A 20261-nucleotide genomic window follows, 5' to 3' on the forward strand; every position below is an offset into this window, starting at 1 on the left:
ACGCTATCGGCATAACGCGATGCGCTTGCGCCAGTTCGAGATTTTCCACGCCGTCTATGTCCACGGGACGATCAGCGCGGCCGCGCGCGCGCTCGGCGTATCGCAGCCGTCGGTGTCCAAGACGCTGCACCATGCCGAGGACAATCTCGGGTTCCGCCTGTTCCAGCTGTCGCGCGGGCGACTGGTCCCGACCGATGAGGCGCACGCGCTGATGCGCGAGGCGGGCGACGTGTTCGACCGGTTGAACACGCTGCAGCAGACCGCGCGCAACCTCTCCCACTCGGGCGGGGGGCATATCCGACTCGGCATCGTTCCCAGCCTGGCGCTCGACATCGTACCGCAGGCGATGGCGCTGTTCCGCCGCGACTGGCCGCGCGTGACGTTCGAGGTCCACACCCATCACCATGACGACCTCGTCCGATCGCTGATCGAGCGCGAGCTCGATCTCGCGATCGCCTACACCCCGCCCCCGCATCCGCGCCTGACCCGCCAGGTGCTGGCGGAGGGCGAACTGGTAGTCCAGTTCCCCGAGGGCGAGTTTTCCAATCCGGGCCCACGCTTCCCGCTGGAGCTGCTCGCGGACCGCGACGTCATCGGCGTTGCCGCAGCCGGCCCGATCGGCGCGGTGCTGACCGAGGCGGCGCGCACGCGCGGCATCGTCTTTCGCGAATCGGTGTCCGTACAGACGTTTTTCATTGCCGCGCGGCTCGCGCAGCTCGAGCGCGGGGTTACCGTGATCGACGAGTTCACGGCCCGCGCCTGGCGCGCGCCGGGGTTCACGTCGCTGCCGACCAACCCGCCGCTGCGCTTCACGATTTCCTGGGCGACTCTGGAGGAACGCCAGCCGTCGCGCGCCGCTCGCCAATTCCTGCGCACGCTCGAGCAGGTTCTGGTCGAGAATCGCGAAAAAGCATAAACGCAGTTTATACCCATCGGCTGTTTCGATGATTTTCTTGCGCAGCGCGCACGATAACTTCCCCGAATGCGCCGCGATTGACATTCTCGTTCAGCTCGCGCCGGGGGAGAACCAGTCTGACTACGCGCCGCACCTTTGCGAGGGCCACCAGCATGAATGCTGCGCAGGAGGTGATCGTCCTTGGCGCCGGGGTGGTCGGCATGGCGACGGCGCTGACGCTCGCCGATCGCGGGCATCGCGTGACCGTGGTCGATGCGGCGCGCGGCCCCGGCCTCGGCACGTCCTTCGCCAATGGTGCGCAGCTCAGCTATGCCTATACCGACGCGCTGGCGAACCCGGCGACCTTGTCGCAGGTGCCGCGCATGCTGTTCGGCCTCGACAGCGCGTTGCGCTTTCACCTGCGGCTAGACCCCGACTTCCTGCTGTGGAGTCTCGCCTTCCTCCGCAATGGGTCGGCTGGGCGCTTCCGGCAGAATACGATCGCCGGGCTGGAACTCGCAGCAAGATCGCGGGTCGCGCTTCAGGCGCTGACGGCGCGGCACGGACTGGATTACGGCCATGCCGTCCCCGGCAAGATCCACCTGTATCGCACGCAAACCGCGTTCGCGGCGGCACGCGCGATGATGACGCTCAAACAATCGAACGGCATCGACCAGGCCGTGCTCGACCCCGAAGATACGGTCGCGCTGGAACCGATGCTGGCGCCGGTGCGCCATGCGATCGTCGGCGCGCTGCACACCCCGGGCGAGGCGGTGGGCGACCCGCATCGCTTTTGCGTCAGCGCGCACGAGGCGTTGATGCGGGCCGGTGGCAGCGCCTGTTTCGACACCCGCGTCGCGACGCTCTCTGCCGATGGCGCACGCCCGGCGATCGTCACCGGCGATGGCAGCCGGATCGCCGCCGACCGCATCGTGATCGCCGCCGGGGTGGAGGCGCCGCGCCTTGCCCGCCAGCTTGGCGTGCGGCTGCCGGTGCAGCCGATGAAGGGCTATTCGATCACCGCGCCCCCCGGCTCGGCAGCGCCGAGCGTCAGCGTCACCGACGTTGCCAACCGGGTGGTGTTCGCCCGGCTGGGCAACCGGATGCGGATCGCGGGGCTGGCCGAACTGGGCAATCGGGACACGCGCGTCGATCCCAAAAGGCTGGGTGCGCTGATCGAGAGTGCGCGTGCCGCACTGCCCGATGCGGCGGATTATGGCGCGATCGAATCGAGCTGGGCGGGACTGCGCCCGATGACGCCGAACTCGCTGCCGATCACCCGGACGATTGCGCCCGGCGTGATCGCGAATGCGGGCCATGGCGCATTGGGCTGGACCTATGCGGCCGGTTCGGCAGAACGCGTCGCGGAGTTGGTCGAGGGGAGCGGCTGAAGGCGCACAGACGTCCGGCCAATACAACTGGGACTTCAGGGAAGGGGTACAACAATGAAATCGATCCGGATTGCCAGCTTGATGGGGAGCATCTCGCTGCTCGCCACCGCCACTGCCGCCATCGCGCAGGACGCGCCGCAGACCGCCGCCGACGTTCAGGACCAGACGACCGAGGAGGTCGTCGTGATCGGATCGCAGATCAAGGGCGCCGATGTCGCCGGCGCGCTGCCCGTCACCGTGCTCAACGAGGACGATATCGCCGCCGTCGCCGCGACCAGCGGTGACGAGCTGTTCCGCTCGATCCCGCAGGCGGGCGACGTCGCCTTCAACGAAAGCCGTGACGCAGGCGGCATCAACGATGCGCGCGGCGACACCGCGTCAATCAACCTGCGCGCACTCGGCACCGGCAACACGCTGGTGCTGCTCAACGGCCGCCGCATGGTGCTGCACCCCGGCACGCAGAGCGAGAATCTGGTGCCCGTGCAGAGCGTCAACACCAACGCCATCCCGGTGATGGGCGTGCGCCGGGTCGAGGTGCTGCTGGACGGCGCGGCCGCGATCTACGGCTCGGACGCGGTCGCGGGCGTGATCAACACCGTGCTCAAGGACAATGTGAAGGGCATCCGCGCCACCGCGGAGCTGGGCTTCACCGAGAATTCGGGCCAGATCGAATATGAATTCGCGTTCGAGGCCGGGCACAGCTTCAACGGCGGCAATTCGAACATCTCGCTGTTCGGATCGTACAACCATCGCGACCCGCTCTATGCCCGCGAACGCCGCAACTCGCGCTCGGCGGACATGCGCCCGCTGTTCGTCGGCACGCCGTGGGAAGGCAATACCGATTTCGACAACACATCGGTCGATACGCCCTGGACCGAGGTCTATTATCTGCGCCCCGACCTGTCGCGCGCGGCATCGGGCAACACGGTCACCATCCCGCGCATCAACGGGACCGCGCTCGCGACCTCGACCACCGGATCGTTCCATGTCCAGCCCGACACCAACGAGGGCTGCATCGCGCCCGGCCAGGCGCCCGGCACCTGCTGGGACAACAGCACGCTCGCGACGACCGGGTCGGACCGTAACCTGCGCTATGACGTCAATACCGAGCGCACGATCCAGGGGCGCAACGACCGCATCAACCTGTTCGGCTTCTTCAACCACGATTTCGGCACGGGCATCGAGCTGTTCGCCGAAGCGGGCTGGTACCGCGCCGACTATCAGGCGTTCCGCGACCAGGAGACCAACCTCACCAGCCAGCGGCTGATCCTGCCGGCGACGGCCTATTGGAACCCGTTCGGGCCGGTCGGCAGCCCGAACCGCATTCCCGGCCTGACCGGCGTTCCGGCCGCGGGCGCGGCGGTCGAGATCAACGACTATCGCCCGATCGATGCCGGGCCGCTGCGCGTCAATGTGCGCAACGATACGATCCGTGCGCTTGCCGGGCTGCGCGGCGAGGTGCTGGGCTTCGATTTCGACAGTGCGCTGCTCTATTCGCGGGCGCGCACCAACGACACCATGTACCAGCCGAGCATGACGCTGTTCCAGGAGGCGCTGTCGCGCACCGATGCGTCGGCCTACAACCCGTTCAACGGGGGCGATCCGCTCAATCCGTCGCGCTATGACAGCACGCGCAATCCGCAGAGCACGATCGACAGCTTCATGGTCGATGTGTCGCGCATCAGCACCACCGAGCTGATGATGGCCGACCTGAAGCTCAGCAAGAACGACCTGTTCACGCTGCCCGGCGGGCGCGTCGGTATGGCGACCGGGGTCGAGGTGCGGCGGGAGACCTTTGCCGACGATCGCGACGACCGGCTCGACGGTACGGTGTTCTTCACCGCGCTCGACGGGTCGAGCAACGGTTCGGACGTGATGGGCGCCAGCCCGACGCCGGACAGCTCGGGCGCACGCAACACCATTTCCGCCTATCTCGAATTCGCGGTGCCGCTGGTGTCGCCCGAGATGGACGTGCCGCTGATCCGCTCGCTCGACCTGCAGCTGGCCGGGCGCATGGAGGCGTATCAGGGCTTCAATACCGTGGCGAAGCCCAAGGTCGCGCTGTCCTGGTACCCGGTCCGCAATCTCCAGCTGCGCGGCAGCTGGTCGCAGGGCTTCCGCGCGCCCAACCTGCCGCAGCTGTTCGAACAGGGCATCCAGCGGTCGAACACGCGTACCGACTGGGTGCGGTGCGAAGCCGATCTGCGGCTCGGCCGGATCACCACCTTCGCCGACTGTACCGACCTGTCGGGCCGCAGCCAGGGCGTGGTCAGCAACCGGTCGGGCAGCCAGGACCTGACGCCGGAGGAATCGGACAACCTCTCGCTCGGCGGCACGTTTCAGCTCAACATGGGCAAGCTCGGACGTCTGACCTTCACCGCCGATTACTGGGAAATCCGCCAGAAGAACGTGATCGGCCTGCTCGGCGATTCGAACGCGATCGCGCTCGACTATCTGCTGCGTCTGCAGGGATCGTCCAACCCCAACGTGCAGCGCGCCGCGCCGACGCAGGAGGATGTCGACGACTTTGCCGGCAGCGGCATCGCCCCGGTCGGCGAGATCATCCAGGTGATCGACAACTATACGAACCTCGCGCCGCGTTCGGTGCGCGGCTATGACCTCGGCGTCTATTATCAGGTCAAGAATACCGGGATCGGCGATTTCAGCGTTCGGCTGAATGCGGCACGCCTGCTCGAATTCTACCAGACCCCGGGCGAGGGATCGGCCGTCCAGGCGTTGATCGAGGCGCAGGAAGCGGGCAACATCAACGGCTTCATCAACATTACCGGCGGGCAGAATCTGATCGAGGAGAATGGCCGTCCGAAATGGCGGGCTTCGGCCAGCGTCACCTGGCGATACAACGGTTTCGGTCTCGGCTATTATGGCGGCTATGTCGGTGAGGTCACCGACACGTCGGCGTCGCTCGCCGACGGGACGCGCTATCGGGTCGACGACTATATGACGCACAGCCTTTATGCCCAGTATCAGGTCGATGGCGGGCCGATGGACAGCCTTCGCCTGCGCGTGGGCGCGCGCAACATCTTCAACACGCTTGCCCCGCTCGCCGACAACAGCAATGGCTATATCGGCGATCTGTACAGCAACCGCGGCCGCCAGATCTATTTCTCGGTCAGCAAGAAGTTCTGATGCGCCGCGCCGTTCGCGTCCTCGCGGCCCCGCTCCTGCTCCTGCCGCTCGCGGCAGGGCACGAACGGGCCCCCGCCCCCGCCCCCCGCATGATCGACATGATCATCGCGGGCGGGCAGGTCATTGACGGGACCGGTGCGCCGGCACGGGTTGCCGAGATCGGCGTGAACGGCGACCGCATCCTCTATGTCGGCGAGCGTCCGGAGGGGGTGATCGCGCGCCGTACCATCCTCGCCCGGGGGCTCACCGTCACCCCCGGCTTCATCGATCCGCATACGCATAGCGGCGCCGACGCCCGCGCGCCGGAAACTGCCCGGCGCCAGCTCGCCAACCATCTGCTCCAGGGCGTCACCAGCATCGTCATCGGCAATGACGGCGGCGGCGACACCGATATTTCCGGGCTGTTCGCCCGGCTCGCCGCCAACCCGACCGGACCGAACGTCGCCAGCTTCGTCGGCTTTGGCGAGATCCGCCTCAAGGTCGTCGGCACCCGCGACCGCCCCCCCGCCGGGGTCGAGGTGCGCCGCATGCAGCTGCTCACCCGCCGCGCGATGTGCGACGGCGCGCTCGGCCTCTCCGCCGGGCTCTATTACGCGCCGCAGAGCTTCGCCAAGACCAACGAGGTCGCGCTGCTCGCCCGCATCGCGGCGCGCCATGGCGGCATCTACGAAACGCATCTGCGCGACGAGGGCAGTTCCTCGATCGGCCTGATCCCCGCGATCGACGAGGCGATCGCCATCGCCCGGATCGGCAAGCTCCCGCTGCACATCGCGCATATCAAGGCGCTCGGCGCCGATGTTCAGGGCATGGCGCCCAAGGTCATCGCGCATATCCGCGCGGCGCAGAAAACGGGGGTGAAGATCACCGCCGATCAATATCCGTGGGAAGCGTCCAGCACCTCGCTCGCCGCCGCGCTGGTCCCGCGCTGGGCGCAGGATGGCGGTGCGCCCGCGATGGTGGAGAACCTCAAGAGCCTCGCCCCCCGCCTGCGCACCGGCATGGCCGAGCAGTTGCGCATCCGCGGCGGCGCGAATGCGATCCTGCTGGTGCGCGGGCCGCATCAGGGGAAGCGGCTCGACGCGCTTGCCGCGCAGTGGAAACTCGATCCGCTCGACGCCGCCGCCCGCATCCTGATCGCGGATCCGGGGACCAGCATCGCAAGTTTCAACATGACCGAGCGGGACATCGACGCCTTCGCGCGCGAGCCGTGGGTCGTCACCTCGTCGGACGCCACCAACGGGCATCCGCGCCGCATGGGCAGCTTCGCGCGCGGCTGGCGCCTGTTCGTCCGCGACAAGAAGCTGATGACGCCCGAACGCTTCGTCCAGCGCTCCTCGGGCCAGACCGCGGCGATCCTTGGCCTTCCCGATCGTGGCATCCTTGCCCCCGGCAAGTTCGCCGACATCGCGATCCTCGATTCCGCCGACTATTCCGAACGCGCCACCTATGACCGGCCCGACGAACCCTCGGCAGGGGTCCGCTATGTGCTGGTCAATGGCCACCTTGCCGTGGACAAGGGCAGGCTGACCGGCACGCTTGCCGGACGCCCGTTGCCAAAGCCGCGCCAACCCGAATGGAACTGCCCCGCATGACCGAGACGACCGCACCCGAAGCGTCCGAAGTCCCCGAGCGACGCGGGCCCGTCCGCCGCGCGTTCGGCTGGTGGTTCGGCGTCGCGCTGTGGAAACGCATCCTCGCCGCGCTCGTTCTCGGCGCGGCGGTGGGCGTCGCCTGGGGTGAGGGCGCGACCGCGATTGGCTGGATCGGCACCTTGTTCGTCCGCCTGATCCGCATGCTGGTGGTGCCGCTGGTATTCCTCACCATCGCGTCGGGCGTCGCCGCGCTCGCCGATCCCAAGCGGCTCGGCAGCATCGGCGTGAAGACGCTGGCGATGTACGTCTTCACCACTGCGCTGGCGGTCACCACCGGTCTGATCGTGGCCACGCTGATCGCCCCCGGCCTTGGCGCCAGCTTCGCCGGGGCGGTGCCCAAGGCGATGGGCACGCCGCCCGACACGGCGCAGATGTTCATGGAAATCATCCCCGACAATCCGATCGGCGCGATGGCGGAGGGCAAGACGCTCGCGGTGATCTTCTTCGCCGTGCTGGTCGGCGCGGGCGTAATCGCGGCGGGCAAGGGCGCGGAGCCGGTGCGCCAGTTCCTCAACGCCGGGTCCGAAGTCATGCTGCGCATCGTCGGCTTCGTGATGGAGACCGCGCCGTTCGGCGTGTTCGCGCTGATCGCCGTCGTGATGGGCACCACCGGCCCGTCGAGCTTCATCGCGGTGCTCAAGCTGGGCCTGTGCGTAGTCGTCGGCTCCGCGATCGTCACATTGCTGATCCACGGCCTGATCGTGGTGCGGCTGATGGCGTGGCTTTCGCCGCTGCCTTTCTTCCGCGGCATCGCCGATGCGATCATGGTCGGCTTCTCGACCTCGTCCAGCTCTGCCACCCTGCCCGTCGCGATCCGCGTCGCCGAGCGCAATCTCGGCGTGTCGCCCCCGGTCGCCTCGACCGTGCTGCCATTGGGCGCGACCATCGGCATGGACGGCGCGGCGATGTATGTCGCGATGCTCACGCTGTTTTCGGCGCAGGCGTTCGGCGTCGACCTGTCGATGGCCGATTATCTGGTGATCGCCGCCACGACGACGATCGTCGCGATGGGCGTTGCGCCGGTCCCATCGGGATCGCTGTTCGTGCTCGCAGCCGTACTTCACGCGATCGGCATCACGCCCGAGCAGACCGCGATCGTCGTCGGCTTCATCCTGCCGTTCGACCGCATCCTCGACATGATCCGCACCATTCCCAACGTCACCTCCGACCTGTCGATCGCCACCGCGGTCGCGCGCTGGGAAAAGGAGATGGACGTGGCGCGGTACAATTCGGCCGATGATGTCTGAGGCAAATCCCATTCCTCCCCCAGCTTGCTGGGGGAGGTGGCAGCGCGCAGCGCTGACGGAGGGGCCGCCCCGCAGAGGGCGGAATGTGCCGAACTGCCAACGGCTGTCTGCGCAGCCGCCCCTCCACCACCCGCTACGCGGGCGGTCCCCCTCCCCTGCGATGCAGGGGAGGAATTGATAGAGATGCCTCATGCTCCTGCGTAAATTCACCCTCGCCCTCGCCGCGTTCGGCCTCGCGCTTCCCGCGCCGGTGCTGGCGCAGAGCAAGCACCTCCTCGAATATCCCTCCATCCACTCCCCCATCGTCGGCACGCGCGGGATGGTGGTCAGCCAGAACGAGATGGCGAGCGAGGTCGGCGCGCAGATCCTGCGCGATGGCGGCAATGCGGTGGACGCGGCGGTCGCAGTCGGTTTCGCGCTCGCGGTCACCCTGCCCCGCGCCGGCAATATCGGCGGCGACGGCTTCATGACCATCTATGACGCCAAGTCGAAGCAGGTCCGCGTCATCGATTTCCGCGGGGTCGCCCCGCGCGCGGCGACCCCGGCCATGTTCGTCGACAATCGCGGCAAGGAGCGCGCGATCGCATCCTATGGCTATCTGGCGCCCGCCGTCCCCGGCACCGTCGCGGGACTCGAACATGCGCACAGGAAGTGGGGCAAGCTGCCCTGGGCAAAGGTGGTCGAACCCGCGCTCCGCCTCGCCCGCGACGGGGTGAAGCTCACCGCCGACGAAGCCTTCGTTTTCGGCTGGGGGCGCGAGCGGCTGAGCAAGAGCGCGTCGGGCAAGACCGCCTTCTACAAGCCCGACGGGTCGCTCTACGCCAAGGACGAAGTGCTCAAGCAGCCCGATCTCGCCTGGACGCTCGGCAAGATCGCTGCGGAGGGCGCCAAGGGCTTCTACACCGGCGAAGTCGCCCGCCGGATCGAAGCCGACATGAAGGCCAATGGCGGCATCGTCACCATGGCCGATCTCGCCGCCTACAAGCCGGTCGAGCGCGATCCGCTGGTCGGGAGCTATCGCGGCTATCGCATCTACACCCCGCCCCCGGCCAGCGCGGGCGGCGCGACGCTGCTCAACATGCTCAACATCCTCGAGCGGTTCGACATGAAGGCACTGGGACAGGGCAGCGCCGCCTCGCTGCACATCCTCGCCGAGACGATGAAGCTCGCCTATGTCGACCGCTATCGCGTGCTGGGCGACCCCGCCTTCGTCACCGCCCCGGTCAACGGCTTCATCTCCAAGGGCTATGCCGCCGAGCGCGCAAAGTTGATCGATCCCGCGCGCGCACGCCCCGCCGCGCAGGTCGCGCCCGGCGACCCGCTGCAATATGAAAGCCCGTCGACCACGCACTTCTCGGTCGCCGACAGCGCGGGCAATGTCGTCTCGACCACCTACACGCTCGGCTCGGACTTCGGATCGGGCGTGATGATCGCGGGCACCGGCATCCTGCTCAACAACCAGATGAACAATTTCAGCCACGAACAGGCCTGGGAAGCGCAACGCACCGGCGCGCCGCCGCCGCTCAACGCGATGGCCCCGGGCAAGCGCATGCTCTCCACCCAGATGCCGACGTTGGTGTTCAAGGACGACAAGCCGTGGATCGTCACCGGCACGCCGGGCGGGAGCACCATTCCGACCACGATGGTACAGGTGATCGTCAACATGATCGACTATGGCCTCAACGTCGACGAGGCGACGCACAAGCCGCGAATCTATCAGGGCACCACCGCGGCGCTGCGGGTCGAACCCAATTTCAACCCGGACACGGTTGCGGCGCTCGAGGCAAAGGGCCATCGCATCACCTCGGACGAAACCATGGGGAGCGCGCAGTCGATCATGCTCAGCGGGGACCTGTTCCTCGGTGCAGCCGACCCGCGTCGCCCCGGTGCAAAGGCGATCGAACCATGAAGCTGACCCGCGCCCATTTCCTGATCGCGCTTGCCGCGACCGGCCTTGCCGCCTGCGCCCCGCGCGGTGCGGTCGATACCGCCGCCCCTGCGTCGGCGCCGGCGATCGCGCCCGAGCGCCAGGCGTTCGTCGCAGCGGCGCACCCGCTGGCGGTCGAAGCCGGACTCAACGTCCTGCGCAAGGGCGGCAGCGCGGTCGACGCCGCCGTGGCGATCCAGGCGATGCTGAGCCTGGTCGAGCCGCAGAGCAGCGGGGTCGGCGGCGGCGCTTTCATGGTCCGCTACGACGCGAAGACCAGGGCCGTCACCGTCTATGACGGCCGCGAGACCGCCCCGGCGGGTGCTACGCCGGACATGTTCATCGGGCCGGACGGCAAGCCGCTCGGCTTCCGCACCGCGGTCCTGTCCGGTCGGGCCACCGGCGTTCCGGGCGTCGTCCGCATGCTGGCGCTAGCGCAGGAAAAGCACGGCAAGCTCGCCTGGCGCGAGTTGTTCGGGGATGCGGAGCGCACCGCCGTCAACGGCTTCACTGTCACCGATCGGCTGGGCCGCTTCGTCAATTCGGGCGGTCCGCAGGCCAATGCGCCCGACGCCTTGGCCTATTTCCGCAATGCCGACGGGTCGAAGATCAAGGCCGGCGACACGCTCCGCAACCCCGCCTATGCCGCCTTTCTCCGCCGGCTCGCCGCGCAGGGTCCCGACGCGTTGTACAAGGGCGAGACCGCCCGCCGCATCGTCGCCCGCGTGCGCGAGGGCGACCTCGCCAGCAGCATGACCGAGGCGGATCTCGCGGCGTACAAGCCGGTGGTGCGCGAGGGTCTGTGCAACCCCTATCGCAGCTATATTCTCTGCGCGCCACCGCCGCCCTCCTCGGGCGTAGGGCTGCTGCAGCTGATGGCGATGATCGAGCGGACCGATATCGGCGCGCGCGGCCCCAACGATCCGGTCGCCTGGGTCAAGTATGCCGAGGCGAGCCGGCTGATGTATGCCGACCGCGACGCCTATGTCGGCGATGTCGCGACCGTGCCGGTCAAGGGCATGCTCGATCCGGCCTATGTCGCCAGCCGTGTCGCGCTGATCGGCGATCGCGCGGGTCCGGCGCCCGAGGCGGGGACGCCGCCGGGCGCGGTCACGGCGCGGATCGACGCCACCAACGAAGTGCCCGGAACCTCGCACTTCGTCGTCATCGACGATGAGGGCAATGCGGTGTCGATGACCACCACGGTGGAGAGCTTCTTCGGCACCGGGCGCATGGTCGACGGCTTCTTCCTCAACAACCAGATGACCGACTTTTCGTTCGTGCCGTCCGGCCCGAACGCGATCGCCCCGGGCAAGCGCCCGCGCTCGTCGATGGTGCCGACCGTCATCCTCAATGGCGACCGCAGCCTCGCCGGTGCGATCGGTTCGCCGGGTGGCAATGCGATCCTGGGCTATGTGTCCAAGGCGCTGGTCGGGATGATCGACTGGAAGTTGCCGGTCGCCGACGCCATCGCGCTGCCCAACCTGATCGCGCGCGGGAGCAGCTTCAACGGCGAGGCGGACAAGTTCTCCCCGCAGCTGCGCGCGGCGATGGCGGCACGCGGCGTCACCGTGCGCGGCGGCACCGGCGAGGATTCGGGGCTGCACGGGGTGATGATCCGCAACGGCCGTTTCGACGGCGGCGCCGACCCCCGCCGCGACGGCGTCGCAACCACCATCACATTGCCAGCAAGGAAATAGGATGCGCCACCTGCTTGCCCCGATCGCGCTGATCGCCGCCCTCCCCGCCGCCGCCCAGCAGGTGACGGTCGAGGACGTCAGCTTCCTCAGCCGCGACGGCAAGACGCAGGTGAAGGGCTATCTGTTCAAGCCCGCAAATGCGCCCGAACAGGCGCCAGCGGTGGTGATGCTGCACGGGCGCGGCGGCGCCTATTCGTCGCTCGCGAAGGGCAAGTACGATGCCGCGACCCTGTCCTCGCGGCACAAGGCGTGGGGAAAGCTGCTCGCGCAGAACGGCTATGTCGCGCTGATGGTCGACGATTTCGGCGCGGTCGGCCACCCGTCCGGCTTTGCCGCCGGCACCTACAAGGACCGCCCGCCCGAGGTCGACGAGGTCAATTTCCGTCCGCTCCATGCCTATGGCGCGCTGCGCTACCTCCAGTCGCGCGCCGATGTGAACGGCGCCCGCGTCGCGCTGCTCGGCTGGTCCAACGGCGCCAGCGCCACGCTCGCAGCGATGGCCGACGACAAGCCCGGCGACATGCGCAAGATCGGCTTCGCCGCCGGGGTGGCGCTCTACCCCGGCTGTGGCCTCAAGAAGCGTTTCGCCAAGGATGGCTACAAGCCGTATCACCCCGTTCGCGTGTTCATGGGCACGGCGGACGAAGAGGTGTCGCCGAAACTCTGCGAGAGCTTCGTCGCGCGCAGCAAGGTGCGGGGCAGCGACATCGCGCTGCGCATGTTCGAGGGGGCGACGCACAGCTACGACACCCCCACCAAGTCGCGCCAGTCGGTCGCGGCGAACGTGACGGCCAAGGCCGCGACCGAAGCGGACATTCTCGCGTTTCTGGCGGAGCGGTTGAAGAACTGACGCAGATCACGCAGCATGTGCTCCTGCGAAAGCAGGAGCCCAGGGTTTCAAAAGGGCAGCCTTCCGTAACCCTGGACCCCTGCTTTCGCAGGGGATCAGCAGCCACCATGCTCAGCTTCCTTCGGTTACCCACCGCAACCCCCTTGCCCCGACTCCCCCCGATGCGCCAAAGCCATCCGCAATGACTGCCCGCATCGACATGGGACTCGACACGCGCGGCAACCCGGTTGCCGTCGATCTGGAGGAGTTGCTCGCCACGCGTCTGCTCGTCCAGGGCAATTCGGGGTCGGGAAAATCGCATCTGCTGCGCCGCCTGCTCGAAGGCAGCGCCGGCCTCGTCCAGCAGGTGGTGATCGATCCCGAGGGCGACTTCGTCTCGCTGGCGGATGCCTTCGGCCATATCGCGGTCGACGCCGCCGAATACAGCCTGACCGAACTCGCCCGCCTCGCCACGCGCGTCCGCGAGCATCGCGCCAGCGTCGTCCTCAATCTCGAAGGGCTCGAGATCGACGGCCAGATGCGCGCCGCCGCCGCGTTCCTCTCGGCGCTGTTCGATGCCCCGCGCGAACATTGGTATCCGATCCTCACCGTCGTCGACGAAGCCCAGCTCTTCGCCCCCGCCGCGGCGGGCGAGGTGACCGAGGAAGCCCGCCGCACCTCGCTCGCCGCGATGACCAACCTGATGTGCCGCGGCCGCAAGCGCGGTCTGGCCGGCGTGATCGCCACCCAGCGCCTCGCCAAACTCGCCAAGAATGTCGCCGCCGAAGCGTCGAACTTCCTGATGGGTCGCACCTTTCTCGACATCGACATGGCGCGCGCCGCCGACCTGCTCGGCATGGACCGCAAGCAGGCCGACACGATCCGCGATCTCGCGCGCGGCGAATTCCTCGCGCTCGGCCCCGCCATCACGCGTCGCCCGATCAGCGTGAAGATTGGCGCGGTCGAGACCGGCTCGCGCGCGGTCAGCCCCAAGCTGACCCCGCTTCCCACCGCCCCGACCGAGGACATGCGCGACATGCTCTTCGCCCCGGCGGCCGAGGACGAGGCACCCCCGCCCCCGCCGCCCGCTCCGGTCCCGATGGCCGACCTGATGCGCGCGGTCGCCACGCCCGCGCCGCCGCCGGTCCCCGACATGCCGGTGCTGGAGGAGGGCGAGCAGGAAGAGATTCGCCAGGCGATCCTTGCCGAGATCGGTGCCGAAGACAGCCGCGCGCCGCTCGCCACGGTGTTCCAGGATTATGGCGTGCGCTGCAAAATGCGCGGCGTCGATCCCGGCATGGACCTCACCCAGTTCCGCTCGGCGCTCGCGCTGGCGCGCGCCGGGATCACCGACACGAGCGGCTGGGACGACGCGCTCACCCTCGCCGCATCGCTGCCCGAGGAGATGCTCGCCCCCTTCCTCGGCATCGCCAAGGCCGCGCGCACGGGCGAGCCGTGCCCGTCGGACGCGCGCATCGCCGCGCTCTACGGCACCAGCTCGCTGGGTCGCGCCAAGCGGATGATGGCACATATCGAGGAGAAGGGGCTGATCGTCGCGCGCACCGATCTGTCGGGCAAGCGCAGCGTCAGCCTGCCGCATCTCGGCTGGACCACGGCGCCATCCTGGCCGGACCCGGCCAAGCCGCCCCCCGTCGGCCGCGCAGCGGTGCGTGCGGCGGAACGCGCGCGCAACGGCTATGGCTGACCCGCGCTAACGCCGCGCGAGCACCGCGATGCGATCGGCAAGGTCGTTGTCCCGGACGACCACAGCGTCGCGCGACCAGTTGCCGACAAAGGTGGTGCTGTCCTTGAAGCCGGGCGACAGCCACGCCTTGTTGCGCTCGATCACCAGGCCGGCCGAGCGGTGCTTCACGCCTTCCGGCGCGACGGCGATGATCGTGCCGTAATTGTCCTTCGCCGGCCCCTGCTCGAACGCGTTGCCCGCGATCCGCCCGCTCGCGCCATTGGACAGATCGATCGCATAGTTGGTGTTGCGGCCCATGCTGTCGTCGAAACTGGAATCGAGAATTTCGACTTGCGGCGCGCGCGCCTTCACATAATGGCCGCCGGTGCCGCGTTCGAAGCGCGACTCGACCACGCGCAGGCTTCCGTAATTGCCGATATAGATGGCGTGCGCGCCGTTGCCGGTCGGATCCTTGCCCAGCCCGGCAAAGGTCGATCGCTCGATCACGATGGTGCCGCGCGGGTCGCTCGCGGTGAGGATGCCGCACTGGCCGTCGATGAACATCGCGTTAGTGACATGGAGGTTTCCGGTCTCAAGCCGGATGCCCGCGCCGTTGCCGTCTTCGACGAGTGTGCGCATGAAGACGATGCCGTCGACGCGCGCCGCGCGACCGCGCAGCACCAGCGTCGCCTTGCCTTCGCAGATTGCGCGGTCGAACACCGTCTTTCCCGGGACCTGCGCGACATAGGTGATCTCGCCCGCCTCCTGCACCGCGCATTCGCCATAGCGGCCGGGGGCGATGCGGATCGTACCGCGCCCCTCGCCGATCGCCGCGACCGCCTCCTGCAGGCTGGCGAAGGATTGCCCGCCCTCGACGGTGAACGGGCCCTGCTGCGCCTGCGGCACGGCGGGAGCGGTGGTGGCGAGCAGGGCGGCGGCAAGGGCGATCATGCGCATAAAAAAGCTCCGGCGGTTTGCCGGAGCTTATGAATGCAGACCGTTAAAAAGCCCCTCCCCTTTGCGGGAAGGGGCTAAGTACGGGTCAGGCGTCGGCGGTTTCCTTCACCAGCGCCGCCTTGATCGCGTCGATAAAGGCGGGGATGTCGTCGGGGTTGCGGCTGGTAATCAGATTGCCGTCGACCACCACTTCCTCGTCGACCACGTCGGCACCGGCATTTTCCATGTCGGTCCGCACGCTCGGCCAGCCTGTCGCGCGCTTGCCGTCGAGCACATCGGCCTCGACCAGCAACCACGGCGCGTGGCAGATCGCCGCGACGGTTTTTCCGTCGTCGAAGAATTCCTGCACCAGATCGACGGTGGTTTCGTCCATGCGCAGCTTGTCGGGGTTGCCGACGCCGCCCGGCAGCACGAGCGCGTCATAGTCTTCGATCTCGACATCCTCGACCGTCATGTCGGGGGTGATCGTCGCGCCCTTCTCGCCGCCCTTCTCGCCCTGGATCGGATCGGTCTTGAGCGAGGCGAGCGTCACCTTCACCCCGGCATCGATCAGCGCCTGTCGCGGCTTCATCAGTTCCGATTCCTCGAACCCGTCGGTCGCGATCATCAGCACCCGTGCATTGGATAGCTCGGCCATCATTCGTCTCCTGTCTGTGGATATGCCCGTTCAACAGGTGCCGCGTTCACATGTTCCGGAACGATGCGACGGGCCGCGCATTCATCCGCCATGACGAGGCCGAAATGAGCGGAAGACTGCGCTATTGCGACGACGGGAAGCCGGGCATCACGCGCCGCAAGGTGCGCGGCGGCTGGGGCTATTGGGACAGCGACGGCAACCGCATCACCGACCGCGACGAGATCGACCGGCTGAACGCGGTCGGGCTGCCTCCGGCCTATCGCGATGCGTGGTTCTGCCCGCACGCCAACGGACACCTGCAGGCGACCGGGTTCGACGACAAGGGGCGCAAGCAATATCGCTACCATCCCGATTTCCGCGCCGCGCAGGAGGCCGCCAAATATGATCGCTGTGCCGATTTCGGCCACCGCCTGCCCAAGCTGCGCGCGCGGATCGAGGCCGATCTGCGCAAGCGCGCGCTGAGCCGCGAGCGCGCGGTCGCCGCGGTCGTGCGGTTGCTCGATCTCGGCCATGTCCGCGTCGGGAATGAAGGCTATGCCAAGGCGAACAAGAGCTTTGGCGCGACGACGCTGCGCAAGCGTCATGCGACGCTCAGCGCGCGGTCGCTCAAGCTCCAGTATCGCGCGAAGTCCGGCAAGATGCGTGAATTACGCATCACCGACGGCAGCCTGATCGGCTTCGTCAAGAAGTGCCAGGACCTGCCCGGCCAGCACCTGTTCGGCTGGCTCGACGATACGGGGCAAGCGCACCCCGTGACATCGACCGACGTCAACGACTATATCCGCGAAGCGATGGGGGATGATTTCACCGCCAAGCATTTCCGCACCTGGGGCGCGAGCGTCATCGCGTTCGAGACGCTGGCGGGTGCCCATGGATATGTCGGGCTCAAGACGATGCTGGAGCCGGTGACGCTGGCACTGGGCAACACGCCAGCGATCGCGCGCAAATCCTATGTCCACCCCGATCTGATCGCGCTGACCAAGGATCGCGCCGCGCAGGAACTGTTCCGCGAGACGCTGTGCCTGCCGCGCACCACGCGCTACCTGACCCGCGCCGAGCGCGGGCTGATCGCCTTTCTCGAGAGCGGCGGGATCACCGCCAAGGCTGCCTGAAGGAATTCAATGACCGTAAACAATAGCGCCGCCGTGGCCCAGAGGGCCGCATCGAACACGACCGATGCAGTTGAGGAGCAGACCCGCACCTTCTTTGCCGATGCCGTCACCTGGTTCCATTCGCACTGGCTCCAGATCCTGATCGCCGCCGCGCTCGCGGTCGGCATCGTCTTCGTGCTACATATCCTGCGGCGGTGGGGCATGCGCTTGTGCGAACGCTCGGAGGGGCCGGCCGGCTGGGGCACGATCATCGGCAAGGCCGTGGCGCGCACGGGCAATTTCTTCATCATCATGACCGCCGCCAAGCTGGTGTCGGGCTACGCCGCCCCGCCCGAGATGCTCGCCAAGACGATCGATTTCCTGTTCACCGTCGCCGCGGTGTTCCAGGCAGCGATCTGGGCGCGCGAGATCATCCTGGGTGCGATCGAGAAAAAGACCGAGTCGGAAAACTACCATGGCGAGGCACTGCTGTCCGCGCTCGGACTGATCCGCCTGCTCGTCACCGTCGCGCTGTTCGCGGTCGCGCTGGTGGTGGTACTCGACAATCTCGGCGTCAATGTCACCGGCCTGGTCGCGGGTCTGGGCGTCGGCGGTATCGCCATCGGTCTGGCCGCGCAGGGCATCTTCGCCGACCTGTTCGCCGCGCTGGCGATCATCTTCGATCGCCCGTTCCGCCGCGGCGACAAGGTCCAGTATGACGACACCGTCGGCGTGGTCGAAGGCATTGGCCTGAAATCGACGCGCATCCGTTCCTTCAATGGCGAGCAGCGGATCATCTCGAACAAGAACCTGCTCGACAAAGAAATCCAGAATATCTCCAACCGTGACCATGTCCGGATCAAGCTGCCCGTCGGCGTCGCTTATGAGACGCCCCCCGAACAGCTCGAGGCGATGCCCGACATGCTGACGCAGATCGGCGAGGAGGCCGGCGCGACCGTCGCACGCGCGAGCTTCGAGGATTTCGGAGACAGTTCGGTCAATTTCCAGCTGTGGTTCGACATTCCCGGCGACGACTGGCCGACCGCGCACAAGACGCGCGACAAGGTCATCATCGGCATCCTGCGTCGCTTTGCCGCCGAGGGCATCTCGATCCCGTTCCCGACGCAGACGACCTATACCGCCGATCCGCAGGGCAAGCTGATCCTGCCCTATCCGGAGGTGCAGCCGGTGATGCGGGTGGACAAGGAAGATGGCGAGCGCTGATTCGCGCGCGGCAGGACGATTTTAGAAGATCGGGTTTGTTCGACCACCACGCTTTCCCTTACGGCGCGGTCGAATTTGGCGGACGCAGTAGGCAACCCCTTGCCGTTGGCAGGGGGTTGCGCCTAGATGCGCCCGATCACCGCCTTGGAGAGCCGTCATGGCCGACACCGAACCGCAGGAAAGCGTCACGATCCAGGAACTCGCCGGTCGCACAGGCGAGGAGCGCGTGTCGGAGTGGGTCGAGGTCACGCAGGAGATGATCGACAAGTTCGCCGATGCGACCGGCGATCACCAGTTCATCCATGTCGATCCCGCGCGCGCCGCGATGACGCCGTTCGGCGGGACCATCGCGCACGGCTTCCTCACGCTGTCGCTGATGCCGATGCTCAGCAAACTGACCCCGCAGCCCAAGATCGCGGGAATGAAGATGGGCGTCAATTACGGGGGCAACAAGGTCCGCTTCCTGACCCCGGTACGCTCGGGCAGCCGCGTGCGCGGCCGCTTCAAGACGCTCGAACTGGTCGAGAAACGCCCCGGCCAGTGGCAGCAGACCGTCGAACTGACCATCGAGATCGAGGGGCAGGACAAGCCCGCCCTGATCGCCGAATGGATCAGCCAGCTTTTCGTCTAGACAATAACCGAAGGGATCGTCCGCATGCGTTCTGCCGTCATCGTTTCCACCGCCCGCACCCCGATCGGCCGCGCCTATCGCGGCGCGTTCAACGCCCTGCCCTCACAGACCCTCGCCGCGAAATCGATCGAGGCGGCGGTGCAGCGCGCCGGGATCGACGGCGCCGAGGTGCAGGACGTCGTGTTCGGCGCGGCGCTTCAGCAGGGGCACCAGGCCGGTAACATCGCGCGCCAGGCACTGCTCCGCGCGGGCCTGCCGACCAGCGTCGCGGGCATGTCGGTCGACCGCCAGTGCGCCAGCGGCCTGATGGCGATCGCCACCGCCGCCAAGCAGATCGTGGTCGATAACATGGACGTCACCATCGGCGGCGGCGTCGAGAGCATCAGCCTGGTGCAGACGCCGCAGATGCGCGTCGCGCCCGATCCCGAGCTGCTGGCGATGCACAATGACGTGTACATGCCGATGCTCCAGACCGCCGAGGTCGTCGCCGCGCGCTACAACATCAGCCGCGAGGTGCAGGACGAATACGGCTACCAGTCCCAGCAGCGCACCGCAGCCGCCCAGGCCGCTGGCAAGTTCGACGACGAGATCGTGCCCGTCACCGCGACGATGAACCTGGTGAACAAGGAGACCAAGGAGGTCTCCCAGAAGGAAGTGACGCTGACCAAGGACGAGGGCAATCGTCCGGAGACCACGCTGGAAGGGCTGCAGTCGCTCCAGCCGGTCGTCCCCAACGGCACCGTCACAGCGGGCAACGCGTCGCAGCTGTCCGATGGTTCGTCGGCCAGCGTGCTGATGGAGGAAAAGCTCGCCGAGAAGCGCGGCCTGACCCCGCTCGGCCGCTATGTCGGCATGGCGGTCGCGGGCACCAAGCCTGACGAGATGGGGATCGGTCCGGTCTTTGCGATCCCGGCGCTGCTCGACCGCTTCAACCTCAAGATGGACGATATCGGCCTGTGGGAGCTCAACGAGGCGTTCGCGGTGCAGGTGCTGTACTGCCGCGACAAGCTCGGCATCCCCAATGAGCTGCTCAACGTCAATGGCGGCTCGATCTCGATCGGCCACCCCTATGGCATGACCGGCGCGCGCTGCACCGGCCACGCGCTGATCGAGGGCAAGCGTCGTGGCGCGAAGTATGTCGTCGTGACGATGTGCGTGGGCGGTGGCATGGGCGCCGCCGGCCTGTTCGAAGTTCTCTGACGATTAACGATCCCGCCGCCGCCTCCCACGGGAGGGGGCGGCGGAACGC

At 67.5% G+C, this 20261-nt stretch carries 15 protein-coding genes; 13 read left to right on the top strand and 2 right to left on the bottom strand.

The window, feature by feature from the left end; translation table 11 throughout:
- The first annotated feature begins 19 nt into the window (after window positions 1-19).
- The 9 genes from ABS767_RS00575 to ABS767_RS00615 all read left to right on the top strand — a co-directional run bounded on the left by ABS767_RS00575 (window position 20) and on the right by ABS767_RS00615 (window position 14493).
- Window positions 20-916: a LysR family transcriptional regulator gene (locus tag ABS767_RS00575; RefSeq protein ID WP_408076419.1), complete on the top strand. Its 897-nt coding sequence runs from the start codon at window positions 20-22 to the stop codon at window positions 914-916.
- A 152-nt stretch (window positions 917-1068) separates the two neighbouring features.
- A complete protein-coding gene (locus ABS767_RS00580; RefSeq protein WP_408076420.1) occupies window positions 1069-2286 on the top strand; it encodes an FAD-dependent oxidoreductase in 1218 nt (405 codons plus the stop codon).
- 54 nt (window positions 2287-2340) lie between these two features.
- Window positions 2341-5433 carry a TonB-dependent receptor domain-containing protein gene (locus tag ABS767_RS00585; RefSeq protein WP_408076421.1) on the top strand — a complete coding sequence of 1031 codons (3093 nt, stop codon included), beginning with the start codon at window positions 2341-2343 and terminating at the stop codon, window positions 5431-5433.
- A complete protein-coding gene (locus ABS767_RS00590; protein ID WP_408076422.1) occupies window positions 5433-7025 on the top strand; it encodes an N-acyl-D-amino-acid deacylase family protein in 1593 nt (530 codons plus the stop codon). Before ABS767_RS00585 ends, ABS767_RS00590 begins: the two co-directional genes overlap by 1 nt.
- Window positions 7007-8332 carry a dicarboxylate/amino acid:cation symporter gene (locus ABS767_RS00595; RefSeq protein WP_408076423.1) on the top strand — a complete coding sequence of 442 codons (1326 nt, stop codon included), beginning with the start codon at window positions 7007-7009 and terminating at the stop codon, window positions 8330-8332. The genes ABS767_RS00590 and ABS767_RS00595 overlap by 19 nt, the downstream gene beginning before the upstream one ends.
- A gap of 190 nt (window positions 8333-8522) precedes the next feature.
- Window positions 8523-10241 carry a gamma-glutamyltransferase gene (gene ggt, locus ABS767_RS00600; RefSeq protein ID WP_408076424.1) on the top strand — a complete coding sequence of 573 codons (1719 nt, stop codon included), beginning with the start codon at window positions 8523-8525 and terminating at the stop codon, window positions 10239-10241.
- A complete protein-coding gene (locus ABS767_RS00605; protein WP_408076425.1) occupies window positions 10238-11959 on the top strand; it encodes a gamma-glutamyltransferase family protein in 1722 nt (573 codons plus the stop codon). Before ggt ends, ABS767_RS00605 begins: the two co-directional genes overlap by 4 nt.
- A 1-nt stretch (window position 11960) precedes the next feature.
- Entirely contained in the window at window positions 11961-12809 is an 849-nt protein-coding gene (locus ABS767_RS00610) for a dienelactone hydrolase family protein (RefSeq protein WP_408076426.1), read from the top strand.
- A gap of 181 nt (window positions 12810-12990) precedes the next feature.
- Entirely contained in the window at window positions 12991-14493 is a 1503-nt protein-coding gene (locus tag ABS767_RS00615) for a helicase HerA domain-containing protein (protein ID WP_408076427.1), read from the top strand.
- Window positions 14494-14499: 6 nt separating this feature from the next.
- Here the strand turns inward: ABS767_RS00615 and ABS767_RS00620 are convergent, their stop codons facing one another.
- Window positions 14500-15429 carry a right-handed parallel beta-helix repeat-containing protein gene (locus tag ABS767_RS00620; protein ID WP_408076428.1) on the bottom strand — a complete coding sequence of 310 codons (930 nt, stop codon included), beginning with the start codon at window positions 15427-15429 and terminating at the stop codon, window positions 14500-14502.
- 85 nt (window positions 15430-15514) lie between these two features.
- Window positions 15515-16066 carry a type 1 glutamine amidotransferase domain-containing protein gene (locus ABS767_RS00625; protein ID WP_408076429.1) on the bottom strand — a complete coding sequence of 184 codons (552 nt, stop codon included), beginning with the start codon at window positions 16064-16066 and terminating at the stop codon, window positions 15515-15517.
- A 104-nt stretch (window positions 16067-16170) separates the two neighbouring features.
- On the opposite strand from ABS767_RS00625, the gene ABS767_RS00630 reads away from it, so the two are divergent.
- The 4 genes from ABS767_RS00630 (at window position 16171) to ABS767_RS00645 (ending at window position 20212) form a co-directional block, all read left to right on the top strand.
- A complete protein-coding gene (locus ABS767_RS00630) occupies window positions 16171-17178 on the top strand; it encodes a DNA topoisomerase IB (RefSeq protein ID WP_408078626.1) in 1008 nt (335 codons plus the stop codon).
- A gap of 9 nt (window positions 17179-17187) precedes the next feature.
- A complete protein-coding gene (locus tag ABS767_RS00635; protein WP_408076430.1) occupies window positions 17188-18381 on the top strand; it encodes a mechanosensitive ion channel family protein in 1194 nt (397 codons plus the stop codon).
- Window positions 18382-18538: 157 nt separating this feature from the next.
- Window positions 18539-19012: a MaoC family dehydratase gene (locus ABS767_RS00640; protein ID WP_408076431.1), complete on the top strand. Its 474-nt coding sequence runs from the start codon at window positions 18539-18541 to the stop codon at window positions 19010-19012.
- A 24-nt stretch (window positions 19013-19036) separates the two neighbouring features.
- A complete protein-coding gene (locus tag ABS767_RS00645) occupies window positions 19037-20212 on the top strand; it encodes an acetyl-CoA C-acyltransferase (protein WP_408076432.1) in 1176 nt (391 codons plus the stop codon).
- Window positions 20213-20261: the final 49 nt, after the last annotated feature.

It is taken from the genome of Sphingomonas plantiphila, from assembly GCF_046000505.1.
GTDB classification, from domain to species: domain Bacteria; phylum Pseudomonadota; class Alphaproteobacteria; order Sphingomonadales; family Sphingomonadaceae; genus Sphingomonas; species Sphingomonas plantiphila.

Coding starts and splice junctions, on each gene's coding strand:
- ABS767_RS00635 (WP_408076430.1), top strand. CDS start 17,188: ATGACCGTAAACAATAGCGCCGCCGTGGCCCAGAGGGCCGCATCGAAC.
- ABS767_RS00615 (WP_408076427.1), top strand. CDS start 12,991: ATGACTGCCCGCATCGACATGGGACTCGACACGCGCGGCAACCCGGTT.
- ABS767_RS00580 (WP_408076420.1), top strand. CDS start 1,069: ATGAATGCTGCGCAGGAGGTGATCGTCCTTGGCGCCGGGGTGGTCGGC.
- ABS767_RS00645 (WP_408076432.1), top strand. CDS start 19,037: ATGCGTTCTGCCGTCATCGTTTCCACCGCCCGCACCCCGATCGGCCGC.
- ABS767_RS00630 (WP_408078626.1), top strand. CDS start 16,171: ATGAGCGGAAGACTGCGCTATTGCGACGACGGGAAGCCGGGCATCACG.
- ggt (WP_408076424.1), top strand. CDS start 8,523: ATGCTCCTGCGTAAATTCACCCTCGCCCTCGCCGCGTTCGGCCTCGCG.
- ABS767_RS00605 (WP_408076425.1), top strand. CDS start 10,238: ATGAAGCTGACCCGCGCCCATTTCCTGATCGCGCTTGCCGCGACCGGC.
- ABS767_RS00610 (WP_408076426.1), top strand. CDS start 11,961: ATGCGCCACCTGCTTGCCCCGATCGCGCTGATCGCCGCCCTCCCCGCC.
- ABS767_RS00585 (WP_408076421.1), top strand. CDS start 2,341: ATGAAATCGATCCGGATTGCCAGCTTGATGGGGAGCATCTCGCTGCTC.
- ABS767_RS00640 (WP_408076431.1), top strand. CDS start 18,539: ATGGCCGACACCGAACCGCAGGAAAGCGTCACGATCCAGGAACTCGCC.
- ABS767_RS00590 (WP_408076422.1), top strand. CDS start 5,433: ATGCGCCGCGCCGTTCGCGTCCTCGCGGCCCCGCTCCTGCTCCTGCCG.
- ABS767_RS00575 (WP_408076419.1), top strand. CDS start 20: ATGCGCTTGCGCCAGTTCGAGATTTTCCACGCCGTCTATGTCCACGGG.
- ABS767_RS00595 (WP_408076423.1), top strand. CDS start 7,007: ATGGAACTGCCCCGCATGACCGAGACGACCGCACCCGAAGCGTCCGAA.
- ABS767_RS00620 (WP_408076428.1), bottom strand. CDS start 15,429: ATGCGCATGATCGCCCTTGCCGCCGCCCTGCTCGCCACCACCGCTCCC.
- ABS767_RS00625 (WP_408076429.1), bottom strand. CDS start 16,066: ATGGCCGAGCTATCCAATGCACGGGTGCTGATGATCGCGACCGACGGG.